At 66.2% G+C, this 17,815-nt stretch carries 31 protein-coding genes; 14 read left to right on the top strand and 17 right to left on the bottom strand.

Annotated elements, in window-relative coordinates:
- Nucleotides 1-59: 59 nt before the first annotated feature.
- The 16 genes from E1261_RS31760 to E1261_RS31690 all read right to left on the bottom strand — a co-directional run bounded on the left by E1261_RS31760 (nucleotide 60) and on the right by E1261_RS31690 (nucleotide 10,395).
- Nucleotides 60-368 carry a hypothetical protein gene (locus E1261_RS31760; protein ID WP_132413095.1) on the bottom strand — a complete coding sequence of 103 codons (309 nt, stop codon included), beginning with the start codon at nucleotides 366-368 and terminating at the stop codon, nucleotides 60-62.
- Nucleotides 368-937, bottom strand: coding sequence for a phage tail tube protein (locus E1261_RS31755; RefSeq protein WP_132413093.1), 570 nt, complete (start codon nucleotides 935-937; stop codon nucleotides 368-370). Before E1261_RS31755 ends, E1261_RS31760 begins: the two co-directional genes overlap by 1 nt.
- 16 nt (nucleotides 938-953) lie before the next feature.
- A complete protein-coding gene (gene gp17, locus E1261_RS31750) occupies nucleotides 954-1,364 on the bottom strand; it encodes a tail completion protein gp17 (RefSeq protein WP_165952723.1) in 411 nt (136 codons plus the stop codon).
- Nucleotides 1,361-1,702, bottom strand: a complete 342-nt coding sequence (locus E1261_RS45530; RefSeq protein WP_165952722.1) for a hypothetical protein — start codon at nucleotides 1,700-1,702, stop codon at nucleotides 1,361-1,363. Before E1261_RS45530 ends, gp17 begins: the two co-directional genes overlap by 4 nt.
- The gene (locus E1261_RS46555) at nucleotides 1,699-1,950 is read right to left on the bottom strand and encodes a hypothetical protein (protein WP_238176553.1); all 252 of its coding nucleotides are present in this window, start codon (nucleotides 1,948-1,950) and stop codon (nucleotides 1,699-1,701) included. Before E1261_RS46555 ends, E1261_RS45530 begins: the two co-directional genes overlap by 4 nt.
- A 141-nt stretch (nucleotides 1,951-2,091) precedes the next feature.
- Nucleotides 2,092-2,463, bottom strand: coding sequence for a hypothetical protein (locus E1261_RS31740; protein ID WP_132413087.1), 372 nt, complete (start codon nucleotides 2,461-2,463; stop codon nucleotides 2,092-2,094).
- Between the two features lie 62 nt (nucleotides 2,464-2,525).
- Nucleotides 2,526-3,476 carry a phage major capsid protein gene (locus E1261_RS31735; RefSeq protein ID WP_165952721.1) on the bottom strand — a complete coding sequence of 317 codons (951 nt, stop codon included), beginning with the start codon at nucleotides 3,474-3,476 and terminating at the stop codon, nucleotides 2,526-2,528.
- Nucleotides 3,477-3,494: 18 nt separating this feature from the next.
- A complete protein-coding gene (locus E1261_RS31730; RefSeq protein WP_132413083.1) occupies nucleotides 3,495-4,100 on the bottom strand; it encodes a hypothetical protein in 606 nt (201 codons plus the stop codon).
- A 39-nt stretch (nucleotides 4,101-4,139) separates the two neighbouring features.
- A complete protein-coding gene (locus tag E1261_RS31725) occupies nucleotides 4,140-4,880 on the bottom strand; it encodes a hypothetical protein (RefSeq protein ID WP_132413081.1) in 741 nt (246 codons plus the stop codon).
- On the bottom strand, nucleotides 4,877-6,352 hold the full coding sequence (locus E1261_RS31720) for a phage portal protein (RefSeq protein WP_132413079.1): 1,476 nt from the start codon (nucleotides 6,350-6,352) through the stop codon (nucleotides 4,877-4,879). Before E1261_RS31720 ends, E1261_RS31725 begins: the two co-directional genes overlap by 4 nt.
- Nucleotides 6,353-6,372: 20 nt before the next feature.
- Nucleotides 6,373-8,070, bottom strand: a complete 1,698-nt coding sequence (locus E1261_RS31715; protein ID WP_132413077.1) for a terminase large subunit — start codon at nucleotides 8,068-8,070, stop codon at nucleotides 6,373-6,375.
- A complete protein-coding gene (locus E1261_RS31710) occupies nucleotides 8,054-8,539 on the bottom strand; it encodes a P27 family phage terminase small subunit (RefSeq protein WP_132413075.1) in 486 nt (161 codons plus the stop codon). The genes E1261_RS31715 and E1261_RS31710 overlap by 17 nt, the downstream gene beginning before the upstream one ends.
- 130 nt (nucleotides 8,540-8,669) lie before the next feature.
- Nucleotides 8,670-8,858 (bottom strand): hypothetical protein, encoded by a 189-nt coding sequence (locus E1261_RS31705; RefSeq protein ID WP_132413073.1) that lies wholly within the window; start codon nucleotides 8,856-8,858, stop codon nucleotides 8,670-8,672.
- Between the two features lie 17 nt (nucleotides 8,859-8,875).
- The gene (locus E1261_RS31700) at nucleotides 8,876-9,340 is read right to left on the bottom strand and encodes a hypothetical protein (RefSeq protein ID WP_132413071.1); all 465 of its coding nucleotides are present in this window, start codon (nucleotides 9,338-9,340) and stop codon (nucleotides 8,876-8,878) included.
- Complete coding sequence (locus tag E1261_RS31695; RefSeq protein WP_132413069.1) at nucleotides 9,327-10,148, bottom strand: adenine nucleotide alpha hydrolase family protein; 822 nt, start codon at nucleotides 10,146-10,148, stop codon at nucleotides 9,327-9,329. Before E1261_RS31695 ends, E1261_RS31700 begins: the two co-directional genes overlap by 14 nt.
- Nucleotides 10,141-10,395 (bottom strand): hypothetical protein, encoded by a 255-nt coding sequence (locus E1261_RS31690; protein ID WP_132413067.1) that lies wholly within the window; start codon nucleotides 10,393-10,395, stop codon nucleotides 10,141-10,143. Before E1261_RS31690 ends, E1261_RS31695 begins: the two co-directional genes overlap by 8 nt.
- 648 nt (nucleotides 10,396-11,043) lie before the next feature.
- Between E1261_RS31690 and E1261_RS31685 the strand changes: the two genes are divergently transcribed.
- From E1261_RS31685 to E1261_RS31620, 14 genes are all read left to right on the top strand, one after another.
- Nucleotides 11,044-11,343, top strand: coding sequence for a hypothetical protein (locus E1261_RS31685; protein ID WP_132413065.1), 300 nt, complete (start codon nucleotides 11,044-11,046; stop codon nucleotides 11,341-11,343).
- Between the two features lie 177 nt (nucleotides 11,344-11,520).
- Nucleotides 11,521-11,919: a hypothetical protein gene (locus E1261_RS31680; RefSeq protein ID WP_132413063.1), complete on the top strand. Its 399-nt coding sequence runs from the start codon at nucleotides 11,521-11,523 to the stop codon at nucleotides 11,917-11,919.
- Between the two features lie 118 nt (nucleotides 11,920-12,037).
- On the top strand, nucleotides 12,038-12,775 hold the full coding sequence (locus E1261_RS31675; RefSeq protein ID WP_132413061.1) for a hypothetical protein: 738 nt from the start codon (nucleotides 12,038-12,040) through the stop codon (nucleotides 12,773-12,775).
- 122 nt (nucleotides 12,776-12,897) lie between these two features.
- Complete coding sequence (locus tag E1261_RS31670; RefSeq protein WP_132413059.1) at nucleotides 12,898-13,290, top strand: hypothetical protein; 393 nt, start codon at nucleotides 12,898-12,900, stop codon at nucleotides 13,288-13,290.
- Nucleotides 13,291-13,399: 109 nt separating this feature from the next.
- Nucleotides 13,400-13,591 carry a hypothetical protein gene (locus tag E1261_RS31665; RefSeq protein ID WP_132413058.1) on the top strand — a complete coding sequence of 64 codons (192 nt, stop codon included), beginning with the start codon at nucleotides 13,400-13,402 and terminating at the stop codon, nucleotides 13,589-13,591.
- Between the two features lie 88 nt (nucleotides 13,592-13,679).
- Entirely contained in the window at nucleotides 13,680-14,063 is a 384-nt protein-coding gene (locus E1261_RS31660; RefSeq protein ID WP_132413056.1) for a hypothetical protein, read from the top strand.
- Nucleotides 14,060-14,275, top strand: coding sequence for a hypothetical protein (locus tag E1261_RS31655; RefSeq protein ID WP_132413054.1), 216 nt, complete (start codon nucleotides 14,060-14,062; stop codon nucleotides 14,273-14,275). The genes E1261_RS31660 and E1261_RS31655 overlap by 4 nt, the downstream gene beginning before the upstream one ends.
- Nucleotides 14,276-14,361: 86 nt before the next feature.
- Nucleotides 14,362-14,826, top strand: a complete 465-nt coding sequence (locus tag E1261_RS31650; RefSeq protein ID WP_132413052.1) for a hypothetical protein — start codon at nucleotides 14,362-14,364, stop codon at nucleotides 14,824-14,826.
- 109 nt (nucleotides 14,827-14,935) lie between these two features.
- Nucleotides 14,936-15,325 carry a GNAT family N-acetyltransferase gene (locus tag E1261_RS31645; RefSeq protein ID WP_132413050.1) on the top strand — a complete coding sequence of 130 codons (390 nt, stop codon included), beginning with the start codon at nucleotides 14,936-14,938 and terminating at the stop codon, nucleotides 15,323-15,325.
- Between the two features lie 78 nt (nucleotides 15,326-15,403).
- Nucleotides 15,404-15,640, top strand: a complete 237-nt coding sequence (locus E1261_RS31640; RefSeq protein WP_132413048.1) for a hypothetical protein — start codon at nucleotides 15,404-15,406, stop codon at nucleotides 15,638-15,640.
- Nucleotides 15,637-16,056 (top strand): hypothetical protein, encoded by a 420-nt coding sequence (locus E1261_RS31635; protein ID WP_132413046.1) that lies wholly within the window; start codon nucleotides 15,637-15,639, stop codon nucleotides 16,054-16,056. Before E1261_RS31640 ends, E1261_RS31635 begins: the two co-directional genes overlap by 4 nt.
- Before the next feature lie 82 nt (nucleotides 16,057-16,138).
- Nucleotides 16,139-16,345 carry a hypothetical protein gene (locus E1261_RS31630; protein ID WP_132413044.1) on the top strand — a complete coding sequence of 69 codons (207 nt, stop codon included), beginning with the start codon at nucleotides 16,139-16,141 and terminating at the stop codon, nucleotides 16,343-16,345.
- The gene (locus tag E1261_RS31625; RefSeq protein ID WP_132413042.1) at nucleotides 16,342-16,527 is read left to right on the top strand and encodes a hypothetical protein; all 186 of its coding nucleotides are present in this window, start codon (nucleotides 16,342-16,344) and stop codon (nucleotides 16,525-16,527) included. Before E1261_RS31630 ends, E1261_RS31625 begins: the two co-directional genes overlap by 4 nt.
- 254 nt (nucleotides 16,528-16,781) lie before the next feature.
- On the top strand, nucleotides 16,782-16,991 hold the full coding sequence (locus E1261_RS31620; RefSeq protein WP_132413040.1) for a hypothetical protein: 210 nt from the start codon (nucleotides 16,782-16,784) through the stop codon (nucleotides 16,989-16,991).
- Here E1261_RS31620 and E1261_RS31615 read toward each other — a convergent pair.
- Nucleotides 16,984-17,580 carry a hypothetical protein gene (locus E1261_RS31615; protein ID WP_132413038.1) on the bottom strand — a complete coding sequence of 199 codons (597 nt, stop codon included), beginning with the start codon at nucleotides 17,578-17,580 and terminating at the stop codon, nucleotides 16,984-16,986. The two genes, E1261_RS31620 and E1261_RS31615, sit on opposite strands and share 8 nt — an antisense overlap.
- Nucleotides 17,581-17,815: the final 235 nt, after the last annotated feature.

The following is a 17,815-nucleotide window of genomic DNA, read 5'->3' as shown; positions in this document are numbered from 1 at the left end:
CACCCTGCCCGCCCAAACGTCGCGGATATCGACGCTGTAGAACCGCTGGAGGTCGGCCTCTACATGGCCGGGAAGGGCTTCAAGTAGGGCGGCGGCCCCGAAGCTTCCCCCATGTCGATTCCGTACGCCTCCTTCATGATCGCTTCCAGGTCCTGCATCGACGGCCGGGACCGCAAGAAGATCTGCGCCCCCTCGTCGCCGAACAGCTCCCTGGCGGCAGCGGGAATGTCCATGTTCGCGGCGTACTGCGCGAACATGACGGGCATCTCGACCGGCGCATGCAGCACCTGGTCATCCACGGCGATTTCTACGCTCTCGCCCTTGGCCTCACGGACCTGTGCGCGGCGTGCGTTGAGGTCGATGCGCACTACGGACCAACCACCATTCCGGCCTTGTCGAAGTACAGAAGCTGCGGAGCCTCGCCCTCGGTTCCGAGCATGGTGATGGTGACGCCGAGCGTGGACATCTCCGACTTGTTGAACGTCGTGTCCTCGCGCTCGGTGACCTTGGCGCGCCGGTAGAACACACCTACGTCGTGCGCGGAGCTGGTGCGGATCTTGAGGAACACCGCGTAGTCCTCGGTCTCGCCCATGGCGGGCGGGGTGAAGATCGTGGTTGCGGCCTCGGTGTCGTCCCAGGTGCCGCCGCCGAACATGAACTCCACGGTGTGGCGGTTCCACTGCGCCAGGGCGGCGCTGATGCTGGACGCCTGGCCGGTGGTGACGACGTCCCAGGGGAACGCCATCTGCCAGACGTTCATGTCCTCGGTCTCCTCGTCCAGCGGCGTGTAGTTCACGCCGTCGTCGGAGATGAGCCCGAGGTAGGACCAGGGGGCGGCTGCGGTGGCCGCGAAGTTGTCCGGTGCGTCGGTGGGCCAGGGGGCGACGTAGATGCCGCCACCGGCCCCCACGACCGGCTTAGTGTCGAGGGTAGGCATGACTGTGTGGCTCCTCTCAGGGATGGCAAGTCACGGTGATCTCGCTGACGTAGCGAGGCCGTGCATGTCCCGCCGAATCCGGGGAGTCCGAATCCGGTGAGTAGGCGGTCGAGTTGGGAACCACGTTCGTGACGTAGCCCTCGTCGTACGCCCCTGGCAGGTCCAGAAGGGCTGCCAGGACTGATGCAGTGAGTTGCTGGGCATCGACGTGCCGAATGCCGTACACGGTGACCGTGAGGGCGGCATTGGCCAGGCCGAAGCCACTAACGGGCGGTCCGCCGCTGCGCTGCACGAGCACCAGCGGGTAGGCCCGGTCGTTGGGCAGGTCGGTGTAGACGCGGCCGGCCGTAGCCGCGACGATGGCCGGAACGGCGCGCAGGTACTTGCTGATCAGGCCCTCGACATCAACCTCGGCGTACGTGCTCACGCGACACCCCGAGCGGCAGGGACGAACCGCAGACCGCAGACGATGCACGCGCGGCGCATCGGGCCACGGGCCGGGAAGGTGCGCCCGCCACGGACCGGCGAGGGTCCAGCTCCGAACTCGATCCAGTTCCACTTGAAGTCGCGGACATAGACGCGGGCTCGCGCATCGGCGTACCCCATGTGCACGGCATCGATCGATGCGTCGTAGTGGCCGGATCGGTGCGGCGCCAGGGCCGGGATGGTCTCGGCGACCACCTCGGCTGCCGCCTGGATCGAAACATGCATGAACGGCTCACGCTTCATCGCCGCAATGCCCTTGTGGTCAACGGAAAACCTCATGACGTGGACGACCTCCGTCCGATCACTTCGACGTGGTGAACGGCCCGCCCATTGCTGGACAGGTTCCGCCAGAACGCCGGGTCACCATCGACCTCCAGGCGGCCGACCTCATCGACCTCCAGCCACGAGAAGGCATCGAGCGTCGCCTCCTCGGTGGGATCGGCCGGGGGCTTGTGCGCGAGCACATCGCTTGCCGGAAGCAACACCAGGTAGATGTCATCCGACGAGCGGCCATCGGGCGATTCCATGCGGGCTTGGATCTGGCAGTAACACCGGCTCGGGTAGCTGTCCTCGGCGTACTCCACGTTGCCGTGAGCGTCACGGCCTGCGGGGTAACGGGTGTGGACGGTGCATGGCCGGTTGAGACGACGGTCCAGGTAGCTCATCGCTCACCCCAGCCGAACGATGACTGAGGCAACCGTCCGCCTGGCCGGCCGTCCGAGCAGACCATCGAGCACGGCCCGCTCATCCACTGTGAGAGTGAGCGGATCGCCGAACCCGTCGGCGTAGCTGACGCTGGTCGAGCCGACCGACTCCGACCGGATGCCGACCGGCACCGCATCGGCGCGGAATGCCTTCATGACGGTCAGGTAGACCAACACGTTGTGGTAGGCCGCGTCGATGGCTTCGGCCTGCGTGCCGAGGTAGGCCCAGACCAGGGTTGCGATCACTCCCAACCTGGCCTGGACCATCGGCTCTGTTGCCGCAGGCACCTGAGTGCCGGTGATCGTCTCGTAGTCCTCGATCGTGACTTCGAGCACGGCGACCTCCGGGGGTCAGCAACCTGGACTTAGCTCCGAGCTAAGTCCAGGTTGTGGATGGACTACGGCAGGTTCGGGCCGAGAACGCTGAACGGGAAGGCGTCAGCGGGAGCGCCGGGCATCTTCGGCGCGACGACGGTCCAGCCCATGCGGATCTTGAGTCGCATGGCGAGGGCGTCCTGCTCGGCGAGGTTGATGTCGCCCACGGTGGCCTGGTCGAGCATCTTGACGGTGATGTCCTGACGCATGACGATCCACGCGAGGTTGGGGTCACCCATGAGCGCCAGCGCGCCATCGGCCCCAGTGCTGTCCCAGATTCCGCGGTTCACGTAGGAGACCGGGACACCGAACGGCGCAACGGCGTTGTCCTGCGTGAAGCTGTTCGCAAGGATCGGCTGACCCTGCTGGTTGGTCGCGGTCCGGAAGGTGCCCTTGAGCGACGGACCGGCGAACGCGCGCTGCACGTCGTAGCCGTCGTCTTCGACCAGCTCCATGGTGTTCGCCCAGTCCATGACGATGTCGTCGGTGGACTCGTAGACGTTGCCCTTGGCCTTGGCCATGCCGACCAGGCCGCCGACCGGGAACCCGGCCGGGACAGCCGAGCCGTCCGGGGCCTTGCCGAAGAAGACCGTGGAGTCGATCAGGCGGCCGATGGCCTCGACCGCGCGGGTGCGGACCTCGCCCCACAGGTCGATGGTCGAGTCGTCCAGGACGTTCTCAGGCAGGACGACGATGGTCGCGGCCTCTTCGACGCCTACGGTGGCGTCGTCCCAGGACATGGTGGTGGTCGGCTTCTTCGCCAGGTCGATGTCCTCGCCCGGCGGGACCGACAGCCACTGGGCGTTCGGCAGGGTGTCGAGGATCTTGTAGCGAAGCACCGACGTACCGACGTTGACACGCCGGAAGGCGCTCAGGGCAACGGATGCCTGAGCGGCGGCCTGGATGATCTCCTCAGACCGCTGTTCGATGATCAGCGCGGCGGCATCCGCGCGGGAGACGTACGAGGTGGGCACGATCCCTCCTTGAAGGGCTCATCGCCGGGGCCTCAGCGCCTCCCGAAGCTGGTCACTCACGCTCTTTTGCGCGGGTGGAGTCTTACGGGGGCCGAGGTCGGCATGCGGGTGGGGCGGTTGGTTGCCATCGGCATCAACCGCGAGAACGGGGTACTTCTCCAGCACCGCTTCCACCTGCGCCTTGAGGGCGTCGGCATCTACCGTTCCGTCGTCCGCAACGTCGATCGCGGACAGGTCCAGGTGAGGGAGCGCGAGGTCGGGCGCAGTCACGACGCCGGACAGCATCGAGACAGCCGCAGAGCGCACCGCGAGCGTGCGGTACTTGGCGGACCACTCGGTGTTGGCCTTGTCGGTGCCTTCCTTGCGCGCCTGGTCGAGCGCCTTGTCCTCGGCGGACTTGTGCTGCTCCTCCAGGGCCGAGAGCCGAGTCGTGGCGTCGGCAAGTGCCTTGTCACGCTTCTTGGCTTCGGACTCCCAGTGCCGCGCCTGACGCTTGGCCTTGGCCAGGTCGTCTTCGGGCGGTGGGGTGGTTGCTTCGGTCTGCTGGCCCTCGGCGGGCTGCTGGCCTTCCTGCTGGCCTTGCTGTTGACCCTCGGCGGGTCCGTTGGCGGGTGCTTCGGACATCGGCTGTCCTTCTGTCATGCCCCTCAGCGGGGCGGTGGGTTACGCGGCCAGGTCGTGGCGCTCGGCGAGGGCCGCCAGGGCGGCGTCTCGCTGTGCCTGTAGGTCGCGCTTCAACTCCCGCACCTGCGCCAGCTCATCGCGGGCCATGGTGCGGCGGGCTCGGTAGATGGGCTGCGGTAGCAGCACGCACCGACAGTTCGGATGCGGCTTGGCCCATTTCTCGGTGACGTTGAAGATCACCGAGCCGGTCAGCTTTGGGTTGGTGCGGGCGGCCAGGCGGCGGCAGAACCCGCAGGAATCGGGCTTGGCTTCTCGGCGGTAGCCCTGGAGGACCGTGTAGTTCTGGCCCATCAGCCGCTGTAGCTCATCCTTGGACACGCGGTCCATGTGGTTGCCAGCAGCAAGCGCGAGCCGGTCGAACCCCTTGCGCATCGCCAGCGCCGGGTCCATGCCGCTGTCCATCAGCGCGGCGGCGTGCATCGGCCCCGCCTCGTAGAGGGTGGTCGCGAGCTGCGGCCGGTTCTTCAGCAGTACGGCGGCGCGCATGTCCACGCCGAGCCCATGGCCCAGCAGGAGATCGATGAACCACAGCACGGTCTGTGCGCGGGCGGTGGTCGCTACGTCCTGCACGTCGGCGGTGGCGGTGTTCTCCAGGTCGTCCCACCAGTCATCCAAGATGTACTGGGGCCGGAGGTCGACCCAGTCGCGGGACAGGACTGCGGTGGCCAGGACGGCGGCGTTGCGGATCACCTTCCGCCAGGCGTCCCCGGCCTCGCTCACTCCTCTCCGGCCGTCTGCTCGGGCGCTCCCTCAGTCGGGACGGCGCGGGTGCCCTGACCGATCGCCAGGCCGAGCCCCGCCTCGTTGGCGGTCTCCTCGGCCAGCATCTCTTCCCACTTCGCGGCCTCCTGTGGGCTGGCTCCCCAGCGCTCCCACAGCACCCGGCGCGGTACGCCGAGAGTCGCCATCTTGAGCAGGGCATCCACGATCTCGCCCTCGCTGCGGGCCTCCACGTCCTCCCACAGAACGGCGATCTTCATGTCGTCTGCGAGGGCCTGGTTGCCCGCTGCGCGGGCGCACAGGCGGATGGTGTCGGCCCACGCCTCGCCATAGGTCTGGCGCCGGTTTCCGACCTTCCGCGACAGGCCGTACTCCGTCGCGCGCACCGACTCGCCGGACGGGAAGTTGCCCATGCCAGCGGTGAGGTAGTGCGGCGGCGTGCGGCTCTGGGTGGCCAGTGCCTGGATGTCCTCGCGGTTCGCCTCGAGAAACCCGCTCGGGCTGGAGGCATCGAACTGGCCGAAACGGGTCTCCGCCGACAGTGCGGTCCACAGCCGGTCGACCTCGGAATCGAACGGCGAGATGGGGTTGCCGTCCTCGTCCACCTCGACATCGATGCCGGTTACCCAGCGCTGCGGGAAGGCGTGGAACTCCTGCGTCAGCAGGCGGTGGAAGTTGGTCCGGTTGATCCGGTCTTGGATCGGGATGACGCCCTGAATCTCCGAGCTGGTGCCGCCCTCAAGGTCGGGCTGTGTCGGCATCCACACGAACGGGACGACGCCCATGGGGTTGGGCAGGAACGGCCCGCCGTCGTCGTCAGGCTCGCGCGGGGCAATGTCGATCTGCGCCAGGTCGACGGACATGGGCGCGGTCACCGGGTACTTGTCCAGTACCTCCAGCGCCTGCGCCGAGCGGAACCGGTAGACGCCTTCGGGCCGGTACAGCGACACGTACAGGTGCCGGGGCGACCGCAGCGACTCCCACACCTTGACGGCCTCGGTCGGCTCGCCGGTGATCTCATCGCGGCGGACGTGGACCTGCAACGGGGACTCGCCGTTGATCCGTGGCGGCAGGTTCTCGCGCGGCCAGACGCTGGTGTAGGTGTAGCCGAACTTGAGGGCGGCCAGGTGTACCGCGGACTGGTGAAAGTCCATGTTGTTGGCCTGCCAGAACTCCCAGGCCGCCTCGTCCAGGTCCTCATCGCTGCTCGACTTGATGCCGCCGACAACCAGTCGCTCATTGACCACATCGACCACCAGGCGGGTCCAGTTGGACACGGCCATGGCCAGCAGATCCTTGTGCTTCTGCGTGAGCCTGCGGGGCTCGGTCGGCATCGCCTGGATGCCTGCGTAGTAGTCGTCGTACTGCTGGAGCTCCGGCCGGAGGTCGGCCAGCTCCTTGGCCATGGCCTTGGCGGTGGCGATTGCCTCGTCATCTTCGAGCCGAGCGCCGGCCGTTGCCTGTTCGGCCACGGAGCCACCTCCTCAGGGGGTCAGTGGAAGCCGTAGCCGACGCGCCGTTTCTGCGTCAGTTGGCCTCGTGTGGTGTACGCGCCGACCGCGAGTGCGGCCGGGATCACGGCATCGATCCGCTTGCCTCCGGTGTTGCGCGGGGGCTTCACGGGCTTGATCAGGTCGGGGTTGTCCACGCCCCGCTTGATCTCGACGTTGTCGAAGCACCAGGCGGCAACGGGGTTGGCGTGGTGCATCCAGGTCTGTTCGACGGTCGCGGACATCAGCGCATTCATGGGGCCGGTCATGCCGAGGAACGACGGTTCGTTGGCGACCATCGGGACGCGGCCCATGAGGGTGGCCAGCTCCTGGCGGACATACTCACCGGACCACTTGTCATAGGTGACCTCGCGGACCTTGTACGGCTTGAGCCAGGCGGCGATGTCGTCGCACAGGGCCTTGAAGTCGATGACCGCGCCCTCATGCAGGGTCAGCCATCCAGCCTTCACCCACTGCGATGCCAGCTCGTTGGTTGCCTCGTCCAACTGCCCGAGCGTGTCCTCAGGAATCCAGTGCCGCCACACCATGTCCCCGGTGTCGGGGAAGTACGCCGCGCACGAGGTCAGGTCATGGCGCGCCGACAAGTCGAGCCCGACCCAGCAGGGCTTGCCCTTGAGTGCAGGCATGCCGTAGTCCGGCGTCAGCCAGATGTCCCCCGTGCAGTCGTTGTAGTGGTGCATCGGCATCCATCGGGTGGACTGCTTCACCCACTGGTTCAGGCGGAACTGACGGAAGGCGTTCTCTTTGCTCGGGTCGTTCTTGGCCTCGGCGGCCTCCTGGCGCAGGGCATCCAACGACAGGTAGTCACCCAGGGCCGGGTTCGCGAAGTGCCACAGGCTTTCGTCCCACGGGTCGGCATCCATGGGCAGGTTGCGCAGGTACACGAACCGGTGCCGCGCCCGGTCGGGGTCGTCCTGGATCTTCACGCACTCGACGTGCTCGGCATGGGCGAACGACGACAGGTCATCGCCCGCGGTGGTCGCGGCGACCATCAACGGCTGGAGCCGCGCACCCATGGCCGTACGCATCGAGTTCCACAGCCGGCCGTCTGGCTGGGCGATCACCTCATCGAACAAGATCGCATGCGGGTTCTGGCCCAGGTTGCCCAGCGCGTCCCGCGCGACGGTCGTGTAGAAGGAACCGCTGCTGGCCACGACGATGCGCTTTGTGCTGCTCATCGTCTTGAGGCCGATCTTCCCGGCGTTGCGCTGGAGGACCGGCGACAGTGCGCACATCCGGTCGGCGACATCCCAGACGATGCGGGCCTGGTCGCGGTCGCGGGCCGCGCCGTAGATTTCCGCGCCTTCCTCGCCGTCCATGATCAGCAGGTAGAGCGCGATCCCGGCCAGCAGCTCGGACTTGCCATTCTTCCGGCCCAGCTCGATCCAGCCCATCGAGAAGCGGCGGACGTAGCACTGGGCCTCGGTGTTCCACCGGACATCGCCGAACAGCGGTTCCACGATGTCGGCGCGCTGCCAGTCGGTGAGCACGAACGGTCTGCGAGCCCAGCGCCCCTTGGTGTGCACCAGCGCCGTGTTGAAGAACAGCACGGCGTGTAGGGCGCGGGGCTCGCAGCGGTGCTCCCCTCGGGCCTCACACAGCGGCAGCTTCGCCCACTTGCGATGCTGCGCCTCGGTCCATGTTTCGTGGCAGACGGGCAGGTCAGCCGAAGAGGGCATCAGCGCCCGCCTCAGCCCCTACGCCCTCGTCCTGGAGCATGGTGGCCTTGAGCGACGTGCGCGACGAGCTGGTGCCGCCGAACTGCTGTGCGAGGCTCTGCGCGGTCTTGAGGGCGGCCTGCCACTCGCGCCGGACGGTGAGCGCCTTCGGGCCGCCGTCCTTCGGGTCGCGCTCCAGCAGCGGCGAGCGGAGCAGGGCTCGGCCCAGACGCTCGGCGTCGACCACGGCCGTGCAGTACTGGTGGAACATCTGCTCATCGGCTGCGCGGACCCATGGCCACTGTGACAGCGAGAACGTGAACACCTGACGCCAGCGGGTTTGCCATTCGTCGTCGCCCTCGGCCCAGGGAGGCAGGGATACCGGGGTCTCAGGGACCTTCGGCTCATCCAGGTTCAGCACGCGCTTGTCCGTGACGCCCTTGAGTAGGGTCAACGCGGTTGGCTCCTTGGCGGGTCCTCGCTTTCCCATGGTGACCCTCCTCTCTTGAGTTGTTGCCGGTGGCACCGACCCCCAACAGTCACACGGGGTGTGGGGGGTCTGGGGGCCGGTGCCGCTTCCCCTGCAAGCCGCTCCGGGGTTCGCTACCGGAGCGGACTACCTACTGCGAGCCGGACAGCGAATTGGCGATGCTGGTCATCGTCCGGCGCTGGCCCGCGCGGAGCGGGTTGACACGAGACGGTGCGCTGGCCGAGTTGGCCCAGGCGAACACGTTGCCCAGGTTGTCCGCTCCGGTGTACCCGGCGCTGCGGGCGCGGGTGAGGATGCGGCGACGCTGTGCCTCAGTCATGGCTGTCCCTCCTCTCGTCAGTTGATGGATTGGTTTTCCTCAACGGTCATCGCGTAGGAGTCCCACGTTGTGTCCCGTCGAGCGTTGGGCCAGACCGGATCGGGCGGCAGCTCGATCCCTTGCCTGCGGGCGATTTCGCGCCCGTCGAGGTAGCGCGTTCCGAGGTCGCGCCAGTTCGTGGCCGCCAGGAACGCATCGCGCTGTGCCTGAGTGGCGAAGCACACGCAAAGCCAGTAGTCGGAGTTGGTCGCCAACTCCATCCGCTCGGCCTCGCGTTCCTTGCGGTCGCGGAAGCCCTGCTGCACGGCATCCAACTCGGCGGCGGCGTCCGCCTCCAGGTTGGCGATGTACTCGATACCTTCGAGGGGGCGCGGCACGGCGCTGGCCAGGTCGGAGTCCGCTGCCTCGCTGGCCTCGGTCTCGCCGTAGCCGATCACGTCGTCGGGGTTGTAGCCCACGACATCGAAGTCAGGATCGCTCATCGGGCGGCTCGCTCTCTCCGCGCCGCCAGGAATCCAACCCCACAAGGGGATACAGGGCCTCCAGGGCGCGGTAGTCCTCGGGGAAGGTGTCGTGGATCGGCTTGGTGAATCGGTGGTCCAGTCCGTCGAACGATCGGCCGAACAGGCGGTAGTCGACCGGCAGCTTTGTCCCGGTCTCGGTCAGCACGCGGCGCACATCGGCTACGTAGTAGTCGTGGATCGGGTAGAACACCCGCTCATTCGGCCGCCAGGGTCCGTGCTTGTTCAGCAGCATCCGACGCATGGGCGAGTCCGCGGCGCGCACCCCATGCGCCACCCAGGGCATCTCCTCCTCCAGGCCCAGATCCTCGGTCAGCAGTTCGTAGATGTCCGGGTAGCTGAAGTCCGGGAAGTTCGCGCCCCAGATCACCGGGAGGTTGCTCGGCGGCTGGAACACGCCATCGTTGAGGAAGCGGAACACGGAGCGGTTGGGGAGGCGCACGATCGGCCGGTTGAACTCGCGTTCGTAGTAGTCCAGCGACCGGTTGACGAACCCGATATGCGGGCTCAGGTAGAGGTGATACGGGTGGATGTTCTCGGCAGGCCAGTACTCCAAAAGCCTGTGCCAGGTAGCGATCGAGTCCTTGCCCGCCGAGAAGCCCAGCAGGACGTGGTCGGTCTCTTCGCGCACCCACTCGCAAAGGCCGGCCGAAGGCAGCCAGGTACCGTCCGGGCCGATTGGGCGTTCGTCGCTGACCCAGCCCAGCCAGCCTGGTTCGAGGTCATGCCCGCTACCGGCCTCCGGGACGGCATCCCACAAGTCAGTCACCGGTCGCCCATCGGTTGCTGACGGCAAGCAATCCGACGACATGGCTGAAAAGCATGTGCGGCGCATACAGCAGCACGCCGCGATTCACCCCATTGTCGAGGTCCTGGACGTTGGCGATCAGCACCCATTCCGTGAGGATCGGGTTCTTGGGCTCCGGGCAGGGCTCATCGGCATCATCCGGCGTCAGTTCGGCCGCCATGCCAGACAGCAAGTCGTTGAGGCGATCGATGACATCAGATTCGGCCACGCGCCCTCCATTCGCACACTTGTTCGGTTTATGGCAAAAGGTCTGCGAAAAGACCTTCTGGAAATCGGTTTCCCGGGGATCTTGTCAAGTCCCGACACGCCGGGGTCTGCAAGCGTGGGGAGGGCATTCTCACCCGCTGGGTGACGGTGGGTGATAGGATCGGGCTTCCGCCCGAATCCCTCCTAGCGGAGGGGGTCGGTGCCGGATCGAACCTTCACAACCGCACAGCCTGTCCGCCCGCGCCTCACGCGCGGCTGTGGCGCATTCCTGGCCAGCTAGGGAGGTAACACGCTCCCCGACGCTGCCCAGGGCCACAGCAGCCCATGCAACGGCTCACCAGGGACGACAGGCGGTCACCGGATGCGAGCATGGCGGTTTCATCGCCCTGACGCTTGCAGACTGCCCACCAGGGCAACGGGAACGATCGCCAGTCACACCAGGGACAACACGGCAGGCTCACGCGGTTCTAGGTGCCTTGACATCTCAACAGTGAGTGCTCTCTCTTCACCATTCGGTTGAGTCGAGCGCAGTTACCACCCCCGTAAGACCGAGCCAATCGCGGCCGGCCGTAGGGCTCTGACTGTGCTCGCTCTCTGCCCAATGGTTGGGCGGCCGGACTCATCATCCGGCCTGTGAAGGGAGCAAACCATGTTCATTGACGATCGGATCACCGAGCTAGACCGGGAATCTGTTGCCTGGTGCAACCACCGTCTAGACCAGGCCATGTACTACGCCTGGGGCGTGATCGACACTCTGGTCAGGTGCAAGCCGGACGTGGGAGACCTGTTCTCCGACGACGACGTGTACCACTTCGGCCAGAAGATCTTCACCGACAGCATCACGTTCCGTCTCGGCAGGGTTGCCGCGATCGACGCGATTCAAGATGCCTGGCAGCAGTACTACCGGGACAAGTTCGGAATCGTCATCATGACGGTGGTCCAGCCTTGACGGCCTGCCCGCACTGCGGGTGCGGGGTCATGCCTGCCGCCACCAACTGTGAGGAGTGTGGGGAGCCTTTATAGGTGACCTGGTGCGTTGCCCGGCCCTCGGGATTCCGAGGGTGTGGGTTGCCCACCAGGGCACCCCGGTTTCATCAGCCGGGGAAAGGTTGAAGGGAGCAACAAAATGGCGGATGTCAACTGTGCCCACTGCGGGGAACCGTGGGAGGGGCACTACCTGCGCCACGACCTCATCTGGACCGAGTGCGTGGACTGCGGGGAGAACATCGTCAAGTTCAGCGATGGAAGCTGGCAACTGAAGGGTCAGCCCTGGCACGGCTCTAAGGGGAACTGCCAGCACACACGCGGCGGACGGCGCGTCTGCTCCGACGATCACGGCCCTGTGCCTGCGTCGATCGAGAACAGCGAGGACGTCCAAGCGTGGTTCCATCTCGTGGTCGCCGGCCGTGGCTGTCCAAACTGCGGCGATGTCGGCCCACGGCCGAACGACGAGCGCGGGCAGGCCAACGTAATGGCGTTGTTCGACTCGGCGGTGTTCGACGGCGATCCAGCCGAGTATCTGTAGCGGTTCCGTGCCGCTCGCCCGGTCGCCATGATTCGTGAATCGCGAATCATGGCGGCGGGACAACCTGCACGGAGCAGGCCACCGGGATTCATCACCCCGGTAACCGAAGGGAGCAGTCGTGACGATCACGACGAGCAATGAGAGCACTGTCAGCTTCGAGAATCCCCGCTGGTCAATCAGTCTCGCCCGAGAGGTCGAGTGGCTGCGTCTCAACCGTGAGGACAACCTCGCGGTGGTGCGCTTGCCCGATGGGCGCGAGGTCAACCGTGGGGTCGCAGACCTCGCGGCGGCCTACCGTCCGGGCACTGTGGTTTCGGGGCGGCGCAGCAGTGACAACCAGCTCACACAGGGAGTTGTCACCGAGCGATCCGCTACCGGCCTCACCGTGTGGACCCCTGCGGGTTCTGACTGGTACGGCTGGGACGGCGGGGCCGCCGCGCGGTGGTCCGAGAACGTCAGTCCAGTCATCCAGGAACTCGTGCGCAGCTTCTACCGGCATCACGCCGACATGCTGCGGGACGAACGCCTGCGTACACAGGAGATCGTCCGTGAGCACGAGGAGTGGAAGGATCAGCTCACCTCGGACGCGCACGATGCCGCGAACAAACACGGCTACTGCGGGGACTTCGATGACTTCATGGCCAACCACGGCCTGGCACGTCGTCAGTTCGTGTACGAGGTCGAGGTCGATGTCCCCACCACTGTGCGAGTCACAGTGAGGGCCATGGGCACCGACGCCGAAGACGCCATGCAGAACGTGGGTAATGACGACGTTCGGGAGGCATGGCGGAACACCGACAGGACCGGCGACTGGGACGACGAATGGACCGCCCAGGACGCCGAGCGGGTCGACTGACAGTGAAGCGCTAGCGCGTTGCCCGCGCCACATCCCTTCCAACGGGGGTAGGGATGTGGTGGGGGGTTGCCCGCTAGGGCAGGTGCTCCCGGCGAGGTTCGTCGGGAGAGAAGGGAGCAGGGATGGCACTGCCAGAGCAAGTGCCCTGCGGTTTCTGCCGCGAGCCCGATCGTTGGCCCGACTCGTGTCCGGGCGATCCACCAGACAGCTTCTGTCTGGGCGAGATCGACCACCGGCATGACATGGGCGATCATCGGCGCTGCGTGGCTCCAGACTGCGAGGGTGCGTTGCTTGTCGCAGAGGCAGCCATCCGAGGCAGTCGCCAAGCGATCGCTGACGGCCTGGATTTCGCGGTGGTGAACACGTTCACCGATCCGTGGGAAATCCGCTCGTTCGCCCAACTACAGCAGGCAAAGCCCTACCGCACTCGGTGCGGGAAGGCGGCCGGTGTCAGGTGGTCGATCGAGTACAAGGGCCGGGTGTTCGTGGTGACTCGCTCGGGTGTCGTCCTGTAGTCCCGCTTCCCCGGCTGCGTCCGGCCGGCCGTCCGCGGCCGGTCGGACTCAGTCATTGCCTAGCGCAACAAGATGTCCGGCAACCGACCGGCAGTTGAGAGGAGTTCAAGTGGCACGACAGAAGAAAAGCGTTACCGCCGACACGTCGGTCTGGGATGACATCGCCGAACTGGCGAGGGTCAATCGCCGGTACGAGACGAATGAGGCAGGCATCGCGTTGGAGGTCTACGTGCATCTGTCCAAGACCGAGCCGGATCTACTCCGGCGAGTCATGGCGGATCTCGTAGCACCTACCTCGTGACCGTCCCGGTGAGACGCCGAATCCCCCGTGAGGTAAGGGATTCGGCGTCTCGCCGAGTCAGTCACAAGGCTGGCGTGAAGGGAGCAGAGTGAAAAGGTTGGAGTCGTTCAAACCCAGCAAACAGTCCAGCACCTACGCACCGCACACAGCGGCGCTGATGTGGCCGGACGGCGGGTATGAGGTCGCCCTCGTCTACCTGGCGCAGTCCATCGACGGGTACGTGAGCCTCATCCCGCAGGACGATCCCGAGACCGGGCCGGTTGATGGCGCGGTGGGATCGCCGGGGATCGGTCAACTGGTGCAGGGCTTTCGGGTCCTGCTCAACGGTCGGACCGGTCGGCTGGATCGTACGCAGTTGGACTCGTGGGCTCGGTACACAGCAGCGCAAGTCGGCTGGTGCCTGGACCACGAGGCCATGGCCTACGACTGCGGCCACGGTGTGGGCAAGATCCGCGCCGAGGCCGAGGCGTGAAAACGAAACCCCGCTACTTCACCTACAAGGCCGGACATCACAACGTCCGTCCGTGGGGTGACATCGGTACGCCGGTGGGCGAGGTGATCAAGGCGGGCTACCGCTGGCGGGCCAAGCGGACGGACGGCACATGGTTGCCGGACGCAAGAACGACGTTCGCCTCGATGTCCGAGGCGGCCGACGCCTTGCTCAAGGCAGCGGGGTACGAGTAGTCGAGTAGCGGGGAGCATCCGCCAGGGCCGGTAACGTCCCTGGCGGTTGTGCTGCGACTCGGCAGCAAGTGAAGGGAGCAACCGTAATGAGCAACGACGACATCACCTGGATTGAAGGCATCGAACAGTACATGCCGGTGGATCTGCGTGAGAAGTTCTTCGAGGCGGCGGAAAAGTCGCGGTGGGTGCCGCTGGAAGGCAACCACCCGCTGTCGCCCGGTCTCGTGCTCAAGGCCGTCGTGCCGCACTTGATGCGGCAGTTGCGCATCCGGTTCACGGAGGCCGCACACAGCGAGGCGTGGTGCGTCCGGGACGACACGTTCCGGCCGGACCCCGCACCCGAGCACCCCGACATGATCGGGACGTACTCGATCCTCGGTGTGCGCGACCCTCGCGGCGTGCGAGTGTGGATGCTGGACCTGGGCGACAAGTGCGTCAACATCTGTCTGGTGATTCCTGGCAAGAAATCGGAGCCAGAGGCAACGGACACGACAGTCGTGGAGGTCGACGGCGTGAAGGTCGCGGAGACGCGGCGGGTCGATCTGACCTAGTCGAGTGACGGAGCATCGTGCAGGGGTGGGGTCATCGCCCATCCCTGCGCGGTGTGCTGCAACTCGGCAGCAAACCGGGGCTCATCACCCCGGAGTGAAGGGAGCAACCGTGACCGTGGAGTTCTACGTCACCCTGTTCGGAATGTTCTCCTGGCAAGGCCAGGCGCAGCAGTACCCCCGAACCGGCGACCCCGGCATCAGCTACTTCCGTGGCGATGTGCCGGGGCACGGCCTGGGGTACGTCGACTGCCTGCTGTACCGCAACGCGGACGGCGAGCTGGTCGGCATCCTCAACCACTTCCCGGCCGACATGCCGCCGTACGAGGACAAAGGCAACGTGACGTTGCTGGTTCGTCCGGACCATCAGCGCCAGGGCATCGGCTCGCGCCTGTGGGCCGAGGCGGTCGAGCGCTACGGCGTGAAGTTCGAGGGGCAGTCGTTCACCGAGGACGGCGCGCACTTCGCAACGACAGTGACACTGCGGCAAGCACAGGGGTGAGTGAGCATCGCCCATGGTCCCCCGTGGCCCGTGGGCGTTGCCCTGTCACCATCTGGCAGGACTTGAAGGGAGCAACGAATGGAAGAGAGCAAGAAGCCGTACGTCATCGTCATCGAGGGCAAGGGACACCCTGACCGCGGTGGCGCTCGTGGCGTGCTGGAGACGTTCGGACCCTACTCCAGTGGGGAGGTTCCGGTTCGGTTGCAGCAGGCCACGAGGTACGTGCAGGACAACGTCCTGTGCTGGCCGGACAACACCTCGGCGACGGAAGTGGTCGCGGTCGCGATCAAGATGCGTCGTGAGGTGCCCGCATGACCGGGAAGGTACGGATCGCCGTAGTGCCGGCCGTCGAGGACGAGCCGGTGGAGGTGCGCTGGATCGATCGCGAACGCGACATCGAAGAGTCGTACCGGTTCGTCGGGTCCATCACGATCCAACGCATCTGGCAGGCCGAGGACGCCCCGAGGTCCTGCGGGCGCTGGTGGGGCTACACCGACGAGGACAGCAAGATGAAGCAGTCACCCGTCAACCGTCGAGCGACGGGGGTAGCGGAGATGCTGGGCTGGACACGCTGGCCCGGTGACTTCCTCGCCGGATCGGTCGTGTTCATCGGCCGCGACGGCGAGCTGCGGACCGATGTCCCGGACATCTTGCTCACGGTGCTTGCCGAGATGGGATCGGCAATCCGTGAGTTCGACCAGGACGACCAGGAGGTTTCACAGAGCGGGTGAGTGAGCATCGCCCACAGGATCCCCTAGGGTTCTGTGGGCGGTGTCCTGTCACCCGACAGGAGACAAGGTGAAGGGAGCAAAGATGACGGACAAGCCGGACGAATCCTGGCGCGTCGTCCTCCTCGGCGGCCCGGACGGGTCGCCGGACGGGTCCTGCAAGGGACGCGGCGACAAGCGAGATCACGCCTCGTGCGAGGCGACTCGCGAGGGGCACATCTACGTACTGCCAGACGACACCTGGTGGCATGTGAGGTGCTATCACCGCCATCACAGCGGGGTCCGTGCATGAGGGCGGACAGGGCCAGGATTGGCCTGCTGGTGTACGTCGGTCCGGGCAAGGCGGTCAAGATCAAGGCCGCCGCACCGGACGGCAAGGGCCGGACAAAACTGCACCTCCAGCCGGACAAGGGTTCGGCCCTGTGGGTGCACCTGCCCAGTCACGCGGAGGTAAACACCCGCGAACGCAAGTGAGAGCACTCACTGTGAGATGTCACGCGAAAGCCCCGTCTCCCTGGGATCTGAAACCAGGGGGGCGGGGCTTTCTTGCGTTCCGGGGGCGAGGAACCGCCGACCTACATGGTCACAAGCAGTTACCGCCCGGAAGGTGCGTCTAGCGACAGGGGACTATCCGGCCACCCTGTGCTCCTCGCTCGACTGGCACCAGGAGGCCACATCGTAACCAGGCACCTGTTGTCCTGGCATCCCAGGTCACCTACCGTGTGTCTATGGCTACCACTGTGAAGCGACTGCCCTGCCGGACGCTGACCGCCTCCGAGCAGTTGGCCGAACTCGATGCGACGATCGCCTACTACGAGCGCTGCGTGGACGACGCGAGCCGGTTTCAGGTGCGCCGCCTGCGCAACATCCGGCGCGGCATGCTGCACCCGGACGCACCGGCCGTCGTAACCGCTGCGTGCCCCGGCAAACTCAACTGAGGTCGATTCTTGAGCGCAGGACTGTCGACGCCATCGGCGCGATGGTCCTGCTGACCTCAATCGCGGTGCCGTCCTCATCCACGTACGTGCGCACCGTGTCCCAGACCCAGTCAACGGTCTCCATCTGGAGGTAGTTGCGCTCGGTCCCATTCGGCGGGCGGCCAATGCGCTCGGTCCGTGCCTCCCGCAGGCCGGTGTAGCCCAGCGCCCACAGTTCGGCGCCGGTCCCACCTGCAACAGGCTGGAGCTCCGGCTTCACGAACGCGGTTCCGGCGACCAGCTTGTGCACAATCGCGCTGGCGTGGATCTCCTTCGGGATCACCTTGCCGGTCTCCCGGTCGATGACGCACTGCACCCAGCGCCGCCGCAGCAGTCTCGTGCCGCGCTCCACGCCCAGCCTGCGGGCGTCCTCGGCGCTGGCCGGTTCCCTGGTGTAGGTGATCGGGTCGTACGTCACGTCGACCAGCTCGACGCCGTGCGCCTCGGCGAACGGAGTGGTGGTCAGCTTCTCCCCGGCACGTAACGCTTTGAATACGCCGGCCGTGGCCTCAGCCTCATCCACGAACCGCGGGGCAGGCCGCACAGCCACCTTCGTAGGCAGTCCTGCGTGCCGCACGATCAGGCCCTCTTGCTCGAGAACATCGAGCGCCTTGCGCAGGGCCTCGGCAAAGTCGTCTTTTCACTTGGCCAGAAGCAAGCTGAGTACGCGTTTGTGGTCTCGGGCGTGATGTCGGAGTCCGGCTGCGATGTTGTTCCAGCCTGCGTGGCGTAGCAGGGTGATCGCGAGGTTGCGGAGGCTGGCCATGGTGCGTGGGGCGTGGCCG

It is taken from the genome of Kribbella albertanoniae (genome assembly GCF_004348455.1).
GTDB lineage: Bacteria > Actinomycetota > Actinomycetes > Propionibacteriales > Kribbellaceae > Kribbella > Kribbella albertanoniae.
Note: the sequence above shows the minus strand (reverse complement) of the source record. Positions and strands in the feature narration are given on the sequence as shown.